Source organism: Micromonospora sp. A202 (assembly GCF_006715105.1).
Taxonomy (GTDB): Bacteria; Actinomycetota; Actinomycetes; order Mycobacteriales; family Micromonosporaceae; genus Micromonospora; species Micromonospora zamorensis.
Genome location: NZ_VFMP01000001.1, coordinates 2167564 through 2181683 on the forward strand (window position 1 = coordinate 2167564; position 14120 = coordinate 2181683).

At 71.9% G+C, this 14120-nt stretch carries 14 protein-coding genes; 9 read left to right on the forward strand and 5 right to left on the reverse strand.

All coding sequences use genetic code 11. The features are described 5' to 3' along the window. Positions 1-62 precede the first annotated feature (62 nt). Together FBZ33_RS09960 and FBZ33_RS09965 are read right to left on the reverse strand one after the other, a co-directional pair. On the reverse strand, positions 63-905 hold the full coding sequence (locus FBZ33_RS09960; protein ID WP_141908819.1) for a peptidylprolyl isomerase: 843 nt from the start codon (positions 903-905) through the stop codon (positions 63-65). A 61-nt stretch (positions 906-966) separates the two neighbouring features. After that, on the reverse strand, positions 967-1845 hold the full coding sequence (locus FBZ33_RS09965) for a peptidylprolyl isomerase (protein WP_099852223.1): 879 nt from the start codon (positions 1843-1845) through the stop codon (positions 967-969). Positions 1846-2115: 270 nt separating this feature from the next. On the opposite strand from FBZ33_RS09965, the gene FBZ33_RS09970 reads away from it, so the two are divergent. The 3 genes from FBZ33_RS09970 to FBZ33_RS09980 all read left to right on the forward strand — a co-directional run bounded on the left by FBZ33_RS09970 (position 2116) and on the right by FBZ33_RS09980 (position 5245). Further along, positions 2116-2832 carry an MBL fold metallo-hydrolase gene (locus tag FBZ33_RS09970; RefSeq protein ID WP_088947419.1) on the forward strand — a complete coding sequence of 239 codons (717 nt, stop codon included), beginning with the start codon at positions 2116-2118 and terminating at the stop codon, positions 2830-2832. 71 nt (positions 2833-2903) lie between these two features. Beyond that, positions 2904-4232 carry a histidine--tRNA ligase gene (gene hisS, locus FBZ33_RS09975; RefSeq protein ID WP_141908820.1) on the forward strand — a complete coding sequence of 443 codons (1329 nt, stop codon included), beginning with the start codon at positions 2904-2906 and terminating at the stop codon, positions 4230-4232. 71 nt (positions 4233-4303) lie between these two features. Beyond that, the gene (locus FBZ33_RS09980) at positions 4304-5245 is read left to right on the forward strand and encodes an acyl-ACP desaturase (RefSeq protein WP_088947421.1); all 942 of its coding nucleotides are present in this window, start codon (positions 4304-4306) and stop codon (positions 5243-5245) included. Between the two features lie 114 nt (positions 5246-5359). Here FBZ33_RS09980 and FBZ33_RS09985 read toward each other — a convergent pair whose 3' ends face one another. Continuing rightward, positions 5360-5866 carry a PaaI family thioesterase gene (locus FBZ33_RS09985; protein ID WP_088947422.1) on the reverse strand — a complete coding sequence of 169 codons (507 nt, stop codon included), beginning with the start codon at positions 5864-5866 and terminating at the stop codon, positions 5360-5362. A gap of 55 nt (positions 5867-5921) precedes the next feature. Here FBZ33_RS09985 and FBZ33_RS09990 point away from each other — a divergent pair, with 55 nt between their 5' ends. Then, on the forward strand, positions 5922-6398 hold the full coding sequence (locus FBZ33_RS09990) for a helix-turn-helix domain-containing protein (protein WP_141908821.1): 477 nt from the start codon (positions 5922-5924) through the stop codon (positions 6396-6398). Positions 6399-6687: 289 nt separating this feature from the next. After that, positions 6688-7734 carry a S1 family peptidase gene (locus FBZ33_RS09995; protein WP_088947424.1) on the forward strand — a complete coding sequence of 349 codons (1047 nt, stop codon included), beginning with the start codon at positions 6688-6690 and terminating at the stop codon, positions 7732-7734. Positions 7735-7846: 112 nt separating this feature from the next. Here FBZ33_RS09995 and FBZ33_RS10000 read toward each other — a convergent pair whose 3' ends face one another. Further along, positions 7847-8476, reverse strand: coding sequence for a DUF998 domain-containing protein (locus FBZ33_RS10000; RefSeq protein WP_141908822.1), 630 nt, complete (start codon positions 8474-8476; stop codon positions 7847-7849). Between the two features lie 73 nt (positions 8477-8549). Continuing rightward, positions 8550-9284 carry a DUF998 domain-containing protein gene (locus FBZ33_RS10005; protein WP_141908823.1) on the reverse strand — a complete coding sequence of 245 codons (735 nt, stop codon included), beginning with the start codon at positions 9282-9284 and terminating at the stop codon, positions 8550-8552. A 155-nt stretch (positions 9285-9439) separates the two neighbouring features. On the opposite strand from FBZ33_RS10005, the gene aspS reads away from it, so the two are divergent. The 4 genes from aspS to FBZ33_RS10025 all read left to right on the forward strand — a co-directional run bounded on the left by aspS (position 9440) and on the right by FBZ33_RS10025 (position 14116). Then, positions 9440-11245 (forward strand): aspartate--tRNA ligase, encoded by a 1806-nt coding sequence (gene aspS / locus FBZ33_RS10010; RefSeq protein WP_141908824.1) that lies wholly within the window; start codon positions 9440-9442, stop codon positions 11243-11245. Positions 11246-11351: 106 nt separating this feature from the next. Further along, positions 11352-12164 (forward strand): sugar nucleotide-binding protein, encoded by an 813-nt coding sequence (locus tag FBZ33_RS10015; protein ID WP_141908825.1) that lies wholly within the window; start codon positions 11352-11354, stop codon positions 12162-12164. 66 nt (positions 12165-12230) lie between these two features. Further along, complete coding sequence (locus FBZ33_RS10020) at positions 12231-12836, forward strand: transcriptional regulator (RefSeq protein WP_141908826.1); 606 nt, start codon at positions 12231-12233, stop codon at positions 12834-12836. Further along, positions 12836-14116 (forward strand): MFS transporter, encoded by a 1281-nt coding sequence (locus FBZ33_RS10025; protein ID WP_099852235.1) that lies wholly within the window; start codon positions 12836-12838, stop codon positions 14114-14116. The genes FBZ33_RS10020 and FBZ33_RS10025 overlap by 1 nt, the downstream gene beginning before the upstream one ends. Positions 14117-14120: the final 4 nt, after the last annotated feature.

Genomic DNA, 14120 nt, shown 5'->3' on the forward strand with positions numbered 1-14120 from the left:
TACCCCGGACACGACAGCGCCCGCCGGCTCAGCCGGCGGGCGCTTCGTCATGCGCGCGGGGGTCAGCCCTGCGGGTTGCTCATGGCGAGGTCCTTGATGACGACCTCCTTCTTCGGGTGGCCACCGCCGGCCTGCTGGGCGAAAGCCCCGTCGTCGCCGGCCTTGGCCACGTCCTTGACGATGTCCAGGCCACCGGTGATGGTGCCCAGCACCGTGTACGCCGGGTCCAGCGGCGAGTCGCCGTAGACGATGAAGAACTGGCTGCCGGTGCTGCCCGGCTGGCCGGAGTTGGCCATCGCGATGACACCCTCCGGGTACGGCGGGCGCTTGTCGGTGGGCAGGTTCTCCTCGGGCAGGCGGTAGCTCGGGCCACCCTGACCGTCGGTCTCCCGCCAGCCGTTGCCGGTGGCGCTGGGGTCACCGCACTGCAGCACCTTGATGCCCTCGGTCACCAGGCGGTGGCACTTGGTGTTGTCGAAGAAGTTCTTCTCCGCCAGGTAGGTGAAGCTGCCCGCCGTGCACGGCACCAGCGACCGGTCGACCTTGGCCGTGATCGGGCCGAGGTTGGTGTCGATCGTCATGGTCTGCACGCCCTTGGCGTACTGCTCGTTGCTCGGCACCCCGACGTCCTTGATCTGCGGGGGCCGCTGCTCGGCCGGCAGCGCGTTGAACACGCACTCGGACGCCCCGGCCGCGGGCGCGGCGGTGTCGTTCTTGTCGTCGTCGTCGCCGCCGAGGCTCATCGCCAGCCAGACGGTGCCGGCGACCACGAGCACCAGCGCGGCAGCCGCGCTGACGATCGCCTGCGTCTGCCGGCGCTTGCGGGCCTTGGCCGACCGCTCGGCCATCTCCTTCTCGAGCCGGGCGCGTGCCGCCGCGCGCTGCCGCTCTCTGGTGGACGTCACGCCTGGATCCTCCTGGGCTGTCTGCTGCTGAGTGCCGCTTGGGGTGGGTGGTGGCGCCCGGTCAGCCGGCGCTCGGGCTGCTGGCCGGGGCGCCGGAGGCCGAGGGTGCGGCGCCGGTGACCGGCTCACCGACCGTGAGGCTCTGGATCGTCACGTCGGTGCTGGGCTTGACCTTGGCCCCGGTCCCATTGTCCACGGTCGGGAGGGCGCCGATCTTCTCCACCACGTCCAGCCCGCCGGTCACCCTGCCGATCACCGGGTACTTCGGGTCGGCGGTGGTGAAGTCCTTGAAGAAGATCAGGAACTGGCTGCCGTTGCTGCCCGGCGGGTTGGAGACCATCGCCACGGTGCCCTTCGGGTACGTCGGCGGCTGGCCGGGGGCCGGGCTGGCCGACGGGGACGCCGACGGCACGGTCGGCACCTCCTCGTCGTAGAACGAGTAGGTGGGCCCACCGAGGCCGGTGCCACTGGGATCGCCGCAGTGCAGCGCGCCCTCGGTGGTGATCTCGTGGCACTTGGTGTTGTCGTAGAACGACCGGCTCGCGAGGTGGGCGATGCTCGCCGCCGCGCACGGGGAGTTGGTCAGGCTCAGCTCCGCGGTGATCGGCGCGCCCTGGTTGGTCGTCACCGTCATCGCCCGGGTGCCGTCGGTGGGCAGATCCTTGGTCGCCGGTGTGCCGACGTCCTTCAGGTTGGTGTTGGCCGTGGCGTCCTGCGGCGTCCAGAGGCAGGTGTCCTCCGCGGCCGTGTTCTGCTTCGAGTCGGAGTCGAACGCCCCGAGCGCCCAGGCCGAGCCGGCCACCACCAACACGAGGATCAGGGCGGCACCGACACCGGCCTGGATCTGCCGACGGCGCCGCGTCGCGGCAGCCCGGCGAGCCAACTGCCGGTCGAGCTTTTCCCGCGCCAGTTTGCGCTGCCGGTCCCTGCTGGAAGCCACCCGTGCTCCCCTTTCCTCTACCTGGTCGTCGCCGGCGACCGGGCGTCCCGGCCCGTCCGGGCGTCACGTGTGTCGCGCCACACGCCCGCCAGAGTGTACGGCTAGCGACTGGGAATGTGGTGTACGAGGTTCCACCCCATCCCGAGCAGCGCTTATCGGGCGTTGTCACTGTGCCGTACGGGGCGCGAGGGGCGGACGCGGCAAAGTCGCTCGGCACGCCCGTTAGGCTGCTGGCAGGACGACAGCTGCTCGACGGAAAGGACAGCGCCTGTGCTCGTGGCCGGCTTTCCCGCGGACGCCTTCGGCACCAACTGCTACGTGGTTGCCACCGCGCCGGGGGAGCAGTGCGTGGTGGTCGACCCCGGGATCGGGGTGCTCGACCAGCTCGACGCGCTGCTCGCCGAGCACCGCCTGCATCCGGCCGCCGTGCTGCTCACCCACGGCCACCTCGACCACACCTTCTCGGTCGCGCCGGTCTGTGGTGCGCGCGGCGTCACCGCGTACGTGCACCCGGGCGACCGGGAGATGCTGGCCGACCCGTCCAAGGGCCTCTCGGCCGACCTGACGTCGCTCTTCGGCGGTCGGTTGAGCTACACCGAGCCGGAGGACGTGGCGGAGCTGACCGACGGCGCCACCCTCACGCTCGCCGGCCTGGAGATCGCCGTCGACCATGCCCCGGGCCATACCGGCGGGTCGGTGCTGTTCCGGCTGCCCGGCGCGGGGTCGGACTGGGAGGCCGACGAGCTGTGCCTCTCCGGTGACGTCCTCTTCGCCGGGTCGATCGGCCGCACCGACCTGCCGGGCGGGAGCATGCCGGCCATGCTCACCAGCCTGCGCGACAAGATCCTTCCGCTGGCCGACGACACCGTCGTGCTGCCCGGCCACGGCCCCGCCACCACCATCGGCCGCGAGCGCGCCAGCAACCCGTACCTCATCGAGGTGGCGCAGGTCGGCGGCGGCCGACCGGCGCCCACCCGGGGCCTCTAGACCTTCTCCGCGCCGCGCGCGGACCCACGACACCACCGCGCCGCGGGCGCGGCACCGCAAGGAGTACGCCGATGAGCAAGCCCACGCCCATCTCCGGTTTCCCGGAGTGGACCCCCGGTCAGCGGATGATCGAGCAGTTCGTGCTCGACCGGATCCGGGCCACCTTCGAGCTGTACGGCTTCGCGCCGCTGGAGACCCGCGCGGTGGAGCCGTTGGACCAGCTGCTGCGCAAGGGCGAGACCTCGAAGGAGGTCTACGTGATCCGGCGGCTGCACGCCGACGCGGAGGGTTCCGGTGGTGACGACCAGCTCGGCCTGCACTTCGACCTGACCGTGCCGTTCGCCCGTTACGTGCTGGAGAACGCCGGCAAGCTGGCGTTCCCGTTCCGCCGCTACCAGATCCAGAAGGTGTGGCGGGGTGAGCGGCCGCAGGAGGGCCGTTACCGGGAGTTCGTGCAGGCCGACATCGACATCGTCGACCGGGACACCCTGGCCCCGCACCACGAGGCGGAGATGCCCCTCGTCATCGGCGACGCGCTGCGCTCGTTGCCGATCCCGCCGGTGACGATCCAGGTCAACAACCGCAAGATCTGCGAGGGCTTCTACCGGGGCATCGGGCTGACCGACCCGGAGGCGGCGCTGCGCGCGGTGGACAAGCTCGACAAGATCGGCCCGGCGAAGGTGGCCGACCTGCTGGCCCAGACCGCCGGGGCGAGCGAGGCGCAGGCCAAGGCGTGCCTGGCGCTGGCCGAGATCTCCGCCCCGGACGCCTCGTTCGCCGACGCCGTCCGCGCGCTCGGGGTGAGCGATCCGCTGCTCGACGAGGGCATCGACGAACTGGTCCGGGTGGTGGAGACCGCCGCCGAGCACTCGCCCGGCCTCTGCGTGGCGGACCTGCGCATCGCCCGTGGCCTGGATTACTACACCGGCACCGTCTACGAGACCCAGCTGCGCGGCTACGAGCGGTTCGGCTCGATCTGCTCCGGCGGCCGGTACGACAACCTGGCCACCGCCGGCGCCGTCTCGTACCCCGGGGTGGGGATCTCGATCGGGGTGACCCGGCTGCTCGGGTTGCTCTTCGGCGCGGGGGAGCTGTCGGTGTCCCGGGAGGTGCCGACCGCCGTGCTCGTCGCGGTGACCAGCGAGGAGCAGCGGACGGCCAGCAACCGGGTGGCCGAGGCGCTGCGGCGGCGCGCGGTGCCGACCGAGGTGTCGCCGAGCGCGGCGAAGTTCGGCAAGCAGATCCGCTACGCCGAGCGGCGCGGCATCCCGTACGTCTGGTTCCCCGGTGTCGACGGAGCGCCGGACGAGGTGAAGGACATCCGCTCGGGTGAGCAGGTCACGGCCGGTGCGCAGGAGTGGATGCCCCCTCTGGAGGACCTCAAGCCGTCTGTTGGGTGAGTCTCTCCACTGGCGCTGACGGCCGCAGGGACCTACGGTAGCGTAAGTTACGCCACCGTAGGGAGTTTCTTGTGACCGTCAGCACCACACTCAGTCAGACCGCTCTCCTCGTCGAGTTGGAGCCGGTGGTCGCACGCAACCTCGACCGCCACCTCACGCTCGCCAAGGAGTGGTTCCCGCACGAGTACGTGCCGTGGAGCGAAGGGCGGACCTTCGACGGGCCGCTCGGCGGCGAGGCGTGGTCGCCGACCGACTCGACCATCCCGGACGTGGCTCGCACCGCGCTGATCGTGAACCTGCTGACCGAGGACAACCTGCCCTCGTACCACCACGAGATCGCCACCCTGTTCGGCCGCGACGGCGCGTGGGGCACCTGGGTGCACCGGTGGACCGCCGAGGAGGGCCGGCACGGCGTCGCGATCCGCGACTACCTGACCGTCACCCGGGCCGTGGACCCGGTGGCGTTGGAGCGGGCCCGGATGACGCACATGTCCGAGGGCTACACCAACGCCCACGGCGACGAGGTGCTGCACTCGCTGGCGTACGTCTCGTTCCAGGAGCTGGCCACCCGGATCTCGCACCGCAACACCGGCAAGGCCACCGGCGACCCCGCCTGCGAGGCGCTGCTGGCCCGGGTGGCGGCCGACGAGAACCTGCACATGGTCTTCTACCGCAACCTGCTCGCCGCCGCGTTCGAGCTGGCCCCGAGTCAGGCCATGCGGGCCGTCGCCGACGTGGTGGCCGACTTCCAGATGCCGGGCAGCGGCATCGACGGTTTCGCCCGCAAGTCGGTGGCGATCGCCCTGGCCGGCATCTACGACCTGCGCCAGCACCGCGACGATGTGCTGCAGCCGGTGCTGCGCCAGTGGGACGTCTTCAACGTGACCGGCCTCAACGCCGACGGCGAAGCCGCCCGCGAGCAGCTCGCCGGCCAGCTGGACAACCTGGAGCGCGCCGCGAGCCGCTTCGAGGAGAAGCGCGACGCCCGAGCCGCCCGCCTGGCCCTCCGCTAAACCCCCACCCCGGCCCCCTGCCCCCACCCCACCGGGTTGATCAAGAGCTTTCGGTCACCGTGAGCCCGTTTCCTGACCGAAATCTCTTGATCAACTCAAGGGCAGGTGGGGCAGTTAGGGGAGGGGGAGGATCAGGCAGGTGCTGGTGGCGTGGGCTATCAGGCGGGCGTCCGCGTCGGTGATGCGGGCCTCTGCCAGGGCCGTACGCCGGCCACGTTGCAGCACAGTGCCCTCGCAGCGCAGCGTGCCGCTGTCGACAGTGACCGGGCGGAGGAACTTCACGTTCAGGTCCAGCGAGGTGTAGCCGACGCCAGCGGGCAGGGTGGTGTGCACTGCGCACCCGGCGGCGGTGTCCAGCAGCGTCGAGAGAACGCCACCGTGGACGGTGCCGAGCGGGTTGTAGTGGAACTCCTGCGGGGTCAACTCGACGCTGACCCGGCCCTCGTCGGCCTCCATCCGGCTCATGTCGAGTAGGTGCATCACCGGCGGCGCGGCCAGCTCGCCGGCGATCATCGCCCGCAGCATGTCGATGCCGCTGCGTCGGCCGATCTGGGCGGCGTTGGCCGCCGGGTCCGCCCAGCTGAAGGTCCGGCTGCGCGCCGGTTCCTGCGTCTGCGTCATGGACGCAGCCTGGCAGCAGGTTGCTGAGTCTGTCAATGAGACCTAGCCTGGTCGGATGCGACCCGCGGCACTGGACTGGTCGGTGGACAACTGCACCATCGCCCGCGCGATGGAGATCCTCGGTGAGCGGTGGACCCTGGTGGTGCTCCGCGAGGTGTTCACCGGCGTCCGCCGCTTCGACGACATGCGGGTGCGCACCGGCATCCCGCGTCAGGTGCTGACCAACCGGCTGGCCACTCTGGTCGAACAGGGCGTGCTGAGCCGTGAGCCGTACCGGGAGCCGGGCAGTCGGTCGCGCCACGAGTACCGGCTGACGGAGAAGGGCCTGGACCTGTGGCCGGTGCTGGTCGCCGTGCTCGGCTGGGGCGACCGGTACCTCGCCGGCCCGGAGGGTCCGCCGCTCAGCGTCGCTCACCGTGACTGTGGCGCTCCGGTTCGTGTGGACCTGCGCTGCGCCGAGGGGCACGACGTGGACCAGCCGCGCGATGTGGTGCCGCGCCCGGGCCCCGGCGCCCGCCGCCGTACGCCCTGACGCGCGGCGCCCCCACCCACCCGGCATCCGGTGCCCGGGAAGGCATCGACGATCGTGCGCGCGAAAAACCATGCGGGTGTGACGGTCGTTGTTCACCAGCGTGTCAGGGGTGTTGCGGCATTGTGGCCCGCCAAGATCGGCAAATCCGGGCGAAACCAGGCCTTGTCAATGATCTTAAGTATGTGAATACTTCAGTTCACTCGACCGGTTTTCGCAGATCGGCCGGGTTGCCCTCGGGTCAGCCGTTCCCCCCGGCGTGACCCGTCCCCCCGCCCAGGAGGTTTGTTACATGCGACCCACGAGGTCCTCGTTCCGCGTCGCGGCCACCGTCGCCGTGTCCGGATCCCTGGTCGTCGGCGCGCTCATCGGCGCACCCGCCCAGGCCGCTCCCGCCGCCTCGCCCGATGCCGCCGCGGCGCTCTCCGCGGCACTCGGTGACCGCTCCGCCGGCTCGTACATCGACGCCAGCGGCAAGTCCGTCGTCACGGTGACCGACGCCGCCGCCGCCAGCAAGGCGAGCAAGGCCGGCGCCGTCGTCCGCTACGTCACCCGTGGTGCCGGCGAGCTCAACCGGGCCACCGCGGACCTGGAGCGGTCCGCCAAGATCCCGGGCACCGCCTGGTGGAGTGACCCGGTCACCAACCAGGTCGTCGTCTCCGTGGACAGCACCGTCACCGGTGCCAAGCTGGAGCGGGTCAAGGCCGCCGCCGCGCGGGCCAACGGCGCGGTCCGGGTCGAGGCCGAGGCCGGCGTGCTGAGCACCCGGATCTCCGGCGGTCAGGCCATCTACGCCGGCGGAGGCGGGCGTTGCTCGCTCGGCTTCAACGTGCGCAGTGGCAGCACCTACTCGTTCGTGACGGCCGGGCACTGCACCAACATCGCGTCCAGCTGGTACTCGAACTCCTCCCAGAGCTCGCTGATCGGCACCCGTACCGGCACCAGCTTCCCGGGTAACGACTACGGCATCGTGCGGCACAGCAACTCGGCCAACGCGGCCGGCAACGTGTCGCTCTACAACGGCAGCTTCCGCGACATCACCGGCTCCGGCAACGCGTCGGTCGGCCAGTCGGTGCAGCGTTCCGGCAGCACCACCGGCCTGCGCAGCGGCTCGGTGAACGCGACCAACGCCACGGTGAACTACGCCGAGGGCTCGGTCTCCGGCCTGATCCGCACCAACGTCTGCGCCGAGCCGGGCGACAGCGGCGGCTCGCTGTTCGCCGGTGGCACCGCCCTGGGCATGACCTCCGGCGGCAGTGGCAACTGCCGCACCGGCGGCACGACCTACTTCCAGCCGGTCACCGAGGCGCTCAGCCGTTACGGCGTCAGCGTCTTCTGATCCAGTCACCGCCAGCGGGCCGCCGGATTTCTCCGGCGGCCCGTTCGCTGTCCTGGCTGCCCGCCGTCCACGGTGCGCTCGGCGTACCTCAGAAAAGAGCGGTGCCGAGCGGTCAGCCTGGCCGCCGCCCAAAGGCCAGCGCGGCGAGCACGGCGGCCAGCGGTACGACCGCCTCGGCGGCCGCCACCAGCCGCTCCGTCAACCCGATCCACGCGCCGTCGGTGAAGAACTCGACGGCGAACCAGCCGAGCAGTCCGAGGAGCGCCGCCGTCACCGCGAGCGCTGTCCAGCGGACGCGCGGTGCCGACCCGCCCGGTGGATCGCGCCGGGCTCGGCCGAGGGACGGCGCCGCTCGACGGGGCACCGCCAGGGCGGGCCAGACGGCCAACGCCACGAACGCCACGCCAGCGGCGACGACGTGCGTCGTCGAGCCGCCTCCCGGGTGTTGCGGGAACGCGACCAGCACCAGTGTGGCAAGGCCGCCCAGGGCGAGCAGCCCACGACCCGCCGGTGCCGCGACGACCAGGCCGAGTGCGGTTGCCAGGTGACAGATGCCCAGGCCAGCCAGCCCCACCGTCATGATCCAGCGTTGGTCGGCGTCGGCGGCGGCGAGCGCGCTGATGGTCTGCCGGACGGGGTCGAACTCGTCGGATTGGGCGGCCTGCGCCAGCGTCCAGCCCCCGATCAGAAACAACGGTGCACCAGCGGCCGACAGCAGGGCCCAGCGGGGAACGGCGGACATCGGGTGAGCGTAGCGGTGCGAACGGCCCCACTCCCGGGTCCGAGGCCTGGCATTCGGGCCGATACACCGTGACCTACGGCAGCCGATCAGGCCCTCGAGGAGCGGGCCCGATTGTGGGCCCGAGCGGATCCGGGGGTACGACGCCGCCGGTCGGCAACGTCGGACCGATGGCTGTCGCACCGCCGACGGCCCAGGCCAGGTGCGCCCGCCGGGCGGAGAGGATGGCCAGCAGTGGCCAGAGTGAGACCGCCACCGCCGTCACCCGTTCGGCCAGCCCGGTGCGGGACCCGCTGGTCACCTCGTACGCGCACCACCCGAAGAGCGCGAGCAGCACCACCGTGGTGCTCAGCCCCACCGCCCGACGGAACGCCCAGGGCGGGTCCGGCCTGCTCGGGTGCTCGGTGTCGTGCCCGCGCGGAAGCCACAGCGCCGAGCCGGCCGGCCAGAGCGCCAGGGCGAGCACCGCCACTGTCGCCGCGATGCCGTGGCTGAGCGAACCGCCGACAGTGGGGCGGGGGAACGCGACCAGCGCGATGGTCGCCACCCCGCCGACGGCGAGCAGGAACCGGCTGGGCAATCCGGCCGCGTGCAGCACGGCGGCGACGGCCAGGTAGCAGCACCCGAGCAGCACCAGCGCGGTGATCATGATCCAGGCGTCGACGGCCTCCTGCCCGGCCAACTCACTGATGGTGTCCCGGATCGGGTCGTAACCGGCGGGCTGCCGCGCCTCCGCGACCGTCCAGCCGGCCACCAGCAGTAGGGGTGCGGCAGCCGCCGTGGCGACGGCCCAGTTCGGTACGGCGCGCATTTCGCCACGTTAACCGGCATGGCCGCTGCCTGAGTCGGGTTCGCCGGGCTGCCCCACCTGCGAATCGCGTCGGCCTGCCGGGTGCCCCGGAGGCAGGGCGGCCACCCCTGACAGAATGCCGGTGAGGACTGTTCCACGATGAGGAGTTGCCAGCCGTGATCCGTACCCACAATGCCGGAAGCCTGCGCGCCGCGGACGCCGGCTCGACGGTGACGCTCGCCGGCTGGGTGGCCCGCCGGCGCGACCACGGCGGGGTCATCTTCGTCGACCTGCGCGACGGTTCCGGTGTTGTCCAGGTGGTGTTCCGTGAGGAAGATGCGCACGCGTTGCGCAACGAGTTCTGCGTGAAGGTCGTCGGTGAGGTGACCCGCCGACCGGCCGGCAACGAGAACCCGGAGCTGCCCACCGGTGAGGTCGAGGTGACCGTCACCGACCTGGAGGTGCTCTCCGAGGCGGCGCCGTTGCCGCTGCCGGTGGACGACCAGATCGAGGCTGGCGACGACATCCGGCTCAGGTACCGCTACCTGGACCTGCGCCGCAGCGGCCCGGCGAACGCGCTGCGGCTGCGCTCGCGTGCCAGCCACCTGGCCCGGGGCGTGCTGCACGAGCGTGACTTCCTGGAGATCGAGACGCCGACGCTGACCCGCTCGACGCCCGAGGGCGCCCGTGACTTCCTGGTCCCGGTGCGACTTCAGCCCGGCAGCTGGTACGCGCTGCCCCAGTCGCCGCAGCTGTTCAAGCAGCTGCTGATGGTCGGCGGCATGGAGCGGTACTACCAGATCGCCCGCTGCTACCGCGACGAGGACTTCCGCGCCGACCGGCAGCCCGAGTTCACCCAGCTCGACATCGAGATGTCGTTCGTCACCGAGGACGACGTGATCGACCTCGGCGAGGCGATCGTGTCGGCGCTCTGGAAGGACCTGGCCGGGCACGAGATCAGCCAGCCGATCCCGCGGATCACCTGGCACGACGCGATGGCCCGGTACGGCTCCGACAAGCCGGACCTGCGCTACGGGGTCGAGCTGACCGAGCTGACCGACTACCTGCGTGGCACCGAGTTCCGGGTCTTCGCCGGGGCGATCGACGCGGGCGGCTACGTCGGCGCGGTCGTGATGCCGGGTGGTGCGGCGCAGAGCCGCAAGGAGCTGGACGGCTGGCAGGACTGGGCCAAGGCGCGCGGCGCGCGCGGCCTGGCGTACGTGGTGCTGGACGCCGAGACCGGCGAGGCGCGTGGCCCGGTGGCGAAGAACCTCTCCGCCGAGCACCTGGGCGGGCTCGCCGACACGGTCGGCGCCAAGCCGGGCGACGCGATCTTCTTCGCCGCCAGCGCCACCACCCGGGAGGCGCAGGAGCTGCTGGGCGCGGCCCGCGTCGAGATCGCCAAGCGGACCGGGCTGATCGACGAGAGCGCCTGGGCGTTCTGCTGGGTGGTCGACGCGCCGATGTTCGAGCGCACGGACGAGGGCGGCTGGACGGCCGTGCACCACCCGTTCACGTCGCCGAACTCGGAGTGGGTCGACCGGTTCGAGGAGGCTCCGGACCGGGCCCTCGCCTACGCGTACGACATCGTCTGCAACGGCAACGAGATCGGCGGCGGGTCGATCCGTATCCACCGTGGTGACGTGCAGAAGCGGGTCTTCGACCTGCTCGGCATCACCCCCGAGGAGGCGCAGGACAAGTTCGGCTTCCTGTTGGAGGCGTTCAAGTACGGCGCCCCTCCGCACGGCGGCATCGCCTTCGGCTGGGACCGGGTGTGCATGCTGCTCGCCGGCGCCGACTCGATCCGCGAGGTCATCGCCTTCCCGAAGACCCGGGGTGGCTTCGACCCGCTGACCAGCGCTCCCACCCCGATCACCGCCCAGCAGCGTGCCGAGGCCGGCATCGACGCCAAGCCCAAGCCGCCCGCAACGGCCCACACGGGAACGGCCGGCCCCGCAGCCCCGGTAGCAGACCCGGTCTGACCCCCGCTCCTGCCTCTCGCCTCGTTGATCATGGGGTTGGCGGGCCCACGCGTCGGCGTGTCGCTCGTTAACCTCATGATCGACCTAGGTGGGGGAGTGGGCTGGGATGCGGGTGCTTGTTGTCGGGGGTAGTGGGTTACTCGGGCGGTCGGTTTGTCGACAGGGCGTCGGCGCCGGGTGGTCGGTTGTTGGGACATTTCACTCCGGTGAGATCGCCGTGCCGGGAGTTGCGGAGCGTCGGCTGGACGTAACCGACCGGGCCGCCGTGCGCGCGCTGGTCGCCGAGGTGCGGCCGGACGCCGTGGTCGGGACCCCCTATCGGTACGACGACTGGGCGGTCACCGCCGACGGTGCCGCGCACGTGGCGGTCGCCGCCGCCGAGGCGGGCGCCCGACTGGTGCACGTGTCCAGTGACGCGCTGCACGCCGGCCGACCCACGCCGTACGCCGACGACGACCCGCCCACGCCGGTGCACGCGTACGGCGCCGCGAAGGCCGCCGCCGAGACCGCCGTACGGGCGATCGACCCCGGCGCGGCCCTGGTGCGTACCTCGCTGATCCTGGGGGAGGGCAGCAAGCAGATCCAGCTCTGCCGGGAGGCGCTCGCCGGCCGGGCCGTCCTGTTCAGCGACGAGCTGCGCTGCCCGATCGACGTCACCGACCTCGCGGACGCCGTACTGGAACTGGTCGCCTCGACGTACGCCGGGGTGCTCAACGTGGCCGGCCCCGACGCGGTCAGCCGGGCCGAGCTGGGTCTGCTGGTCGCCGAGCGGTTCGGCCTCGACCCGGCCGGGCTCAAGACCACCACCGGGGCCGCCGTCGGCCTGTCCCGCCCCCTCGACGTACGCCTCGACTCCGCTCGCGCCGTCGGCCTGCTGCGCACGCGACTGCGTGGGGTACGCGAACTCCTGGCACCCTGATCGCCATTGCACACTTCCTATGCACAACTCTTGTGCATAGGAAGTGTGCAGAGATAGTGTGCAGTCATGGCGAACGACGAAGCGACCCCGCGGCCGGCGCCGCGTGAGGTACGGATCGACAAACGGCAGGTCCGGGTGCTGGCGCATCCGCTGCGAATGCGGCTGGTCGGGGCTCTGCGGGTGAAGGGCCCCGCCACCGCCACCACCCTGGCGGAGCTGCTCGGCACCAACACCGGCGCGACCAGCTACCACCTGCGCCAACTCGCCGAGGTCGGGCTGGTCGTCGAGGACCCCGACCGGGGCGGCGGGCGGCAGCGCTGGTGGCAGGCCGCACACGACGTCACCAGCTGGGATCCGAGCGACTTCGACGACGACCCCGACGCCCGGGCCGCGATCGAGTGGATCCAGGGTGACCAGGTGCGTCTGCTCGCCGACACCGCCGACCACTGGTTTGCCACCCAGCACGAGTGGTCGCCCGCGTGGCGGGACGGCTTCGGCATGAGCGACATCGTCATGACCATCCCGCCGGCCCGGCTGGAGGAACTCAAGACGGAGATGTGGCGGCTGCTGGAGCGCTACCACCGCGACGCCGAGGCGGTCGACCCCACCGACCCGGATGCTCAGCCGGTGCAGGTCTTCCTGGCCGCCTACCCGCTGCGCGAGGGGCTGTGATGAGCGCGCTGACCGTACGCCAGGTCCGGCGTCGCTACCTCACGCTCTACGGCCTGCGCTGGCTGCCCACGGGTCTGATGATCCCGGTCATGATCCTGCTGATGCAGGAGCGTGGCCTGTCGCTGCCGCAGATCGGCCTGGTCGGCACCGCGCAGGGCCTGCTGGTGCTGGCGCTGGAGTTGCCCACCGGCGGGCTCGCCGACGCCCTCGGTCGCCGGCCGGTGCTGCTCGCCGCCGGAGCGATCAACCTCGCCTCGTTGGCGCTGTTCGCGGTGGCCGACTCGTTCGTGCTGTTCTTCGTGGTCTGGGCCCTGCAGGGGGTCTACCGGGCGTTGGACAGCGGCCCGCTGGAGTCCTGGTACGTCGACGCCACCCTGGCCGCGGACCCGGAGGCCGAGTACGAGCGCGGCCTCGGGTACGCCGGCACCGTCATCGGCGGTGCGATCGGTGGTGGCGCGCTGCTCAGCGGCGGACTCATCGCGCTCGGCCCGATCGGGCCAGTCAGCGCGCTCACGGTGCCCGTGTTGGCCGCCATCGTCGCGCAGGCGGCGGCGCTCGTCGCGCTGGTCGTGCTGCTTGTCGAAGAGCGGCCGGCCACCGGGTTCGCAGCGCTGCGGGCCTCGGTGGTCCAGGCGCCCCGGATGATCGGCCAGGCCGTCGGGCTCTTGCGTCGCTCCCGGGTGCTGCTGGCGTTGGTGGCCGTCGAGCTGTTCTGGGGCTTCGGCATGGTCACCTTCGAGTCGCTGCTGCCGGTCCGGCTCGCCGAGGTGATCGGTGATCCGGAACGCGCGGCGGCGTTGCTCGGGCCGGCGAACTCGGCCGCCTGGCTCGCCTCGGCGGCCGGTGCGGCACTGACCCCACTGCTGCTGCGCTGGTTCGGCGCCGCGCCGGGTGCGGCCCTGCTGCGCATCCTCCAGGGCGTGACGGTGGTCGGGATGGGCTTGTTCGCCGGGCCGGTCGGCGTGCTGGTGGCGTACCTGGCCTGCTACGCCGTGCACGGCGCGTCCAACCCGCTGCACAGTGGGCTGCTGCACCGGCAGGTCGACGGCCCGTACCGGACCAGCGTGCTCTCGCTGAACTCGATGATGGCGCAGCCGGCCGCCGCCCTCGGTGGGGTGGTGCTCACCGCGCTCGCCGCCGCCACCAGCGTCGGCACCGCGATGGTGGTCGGCGCGGTGGTGCTCGCCGTCGCCGCCCCGCTCTACCTGCCCGCCTGGCTGGCCGGGCGCCGCGCCCCCGCCGCCGAGCCGACGGCGGTTCCCGTACCGGCCGACCGGTGAGGAC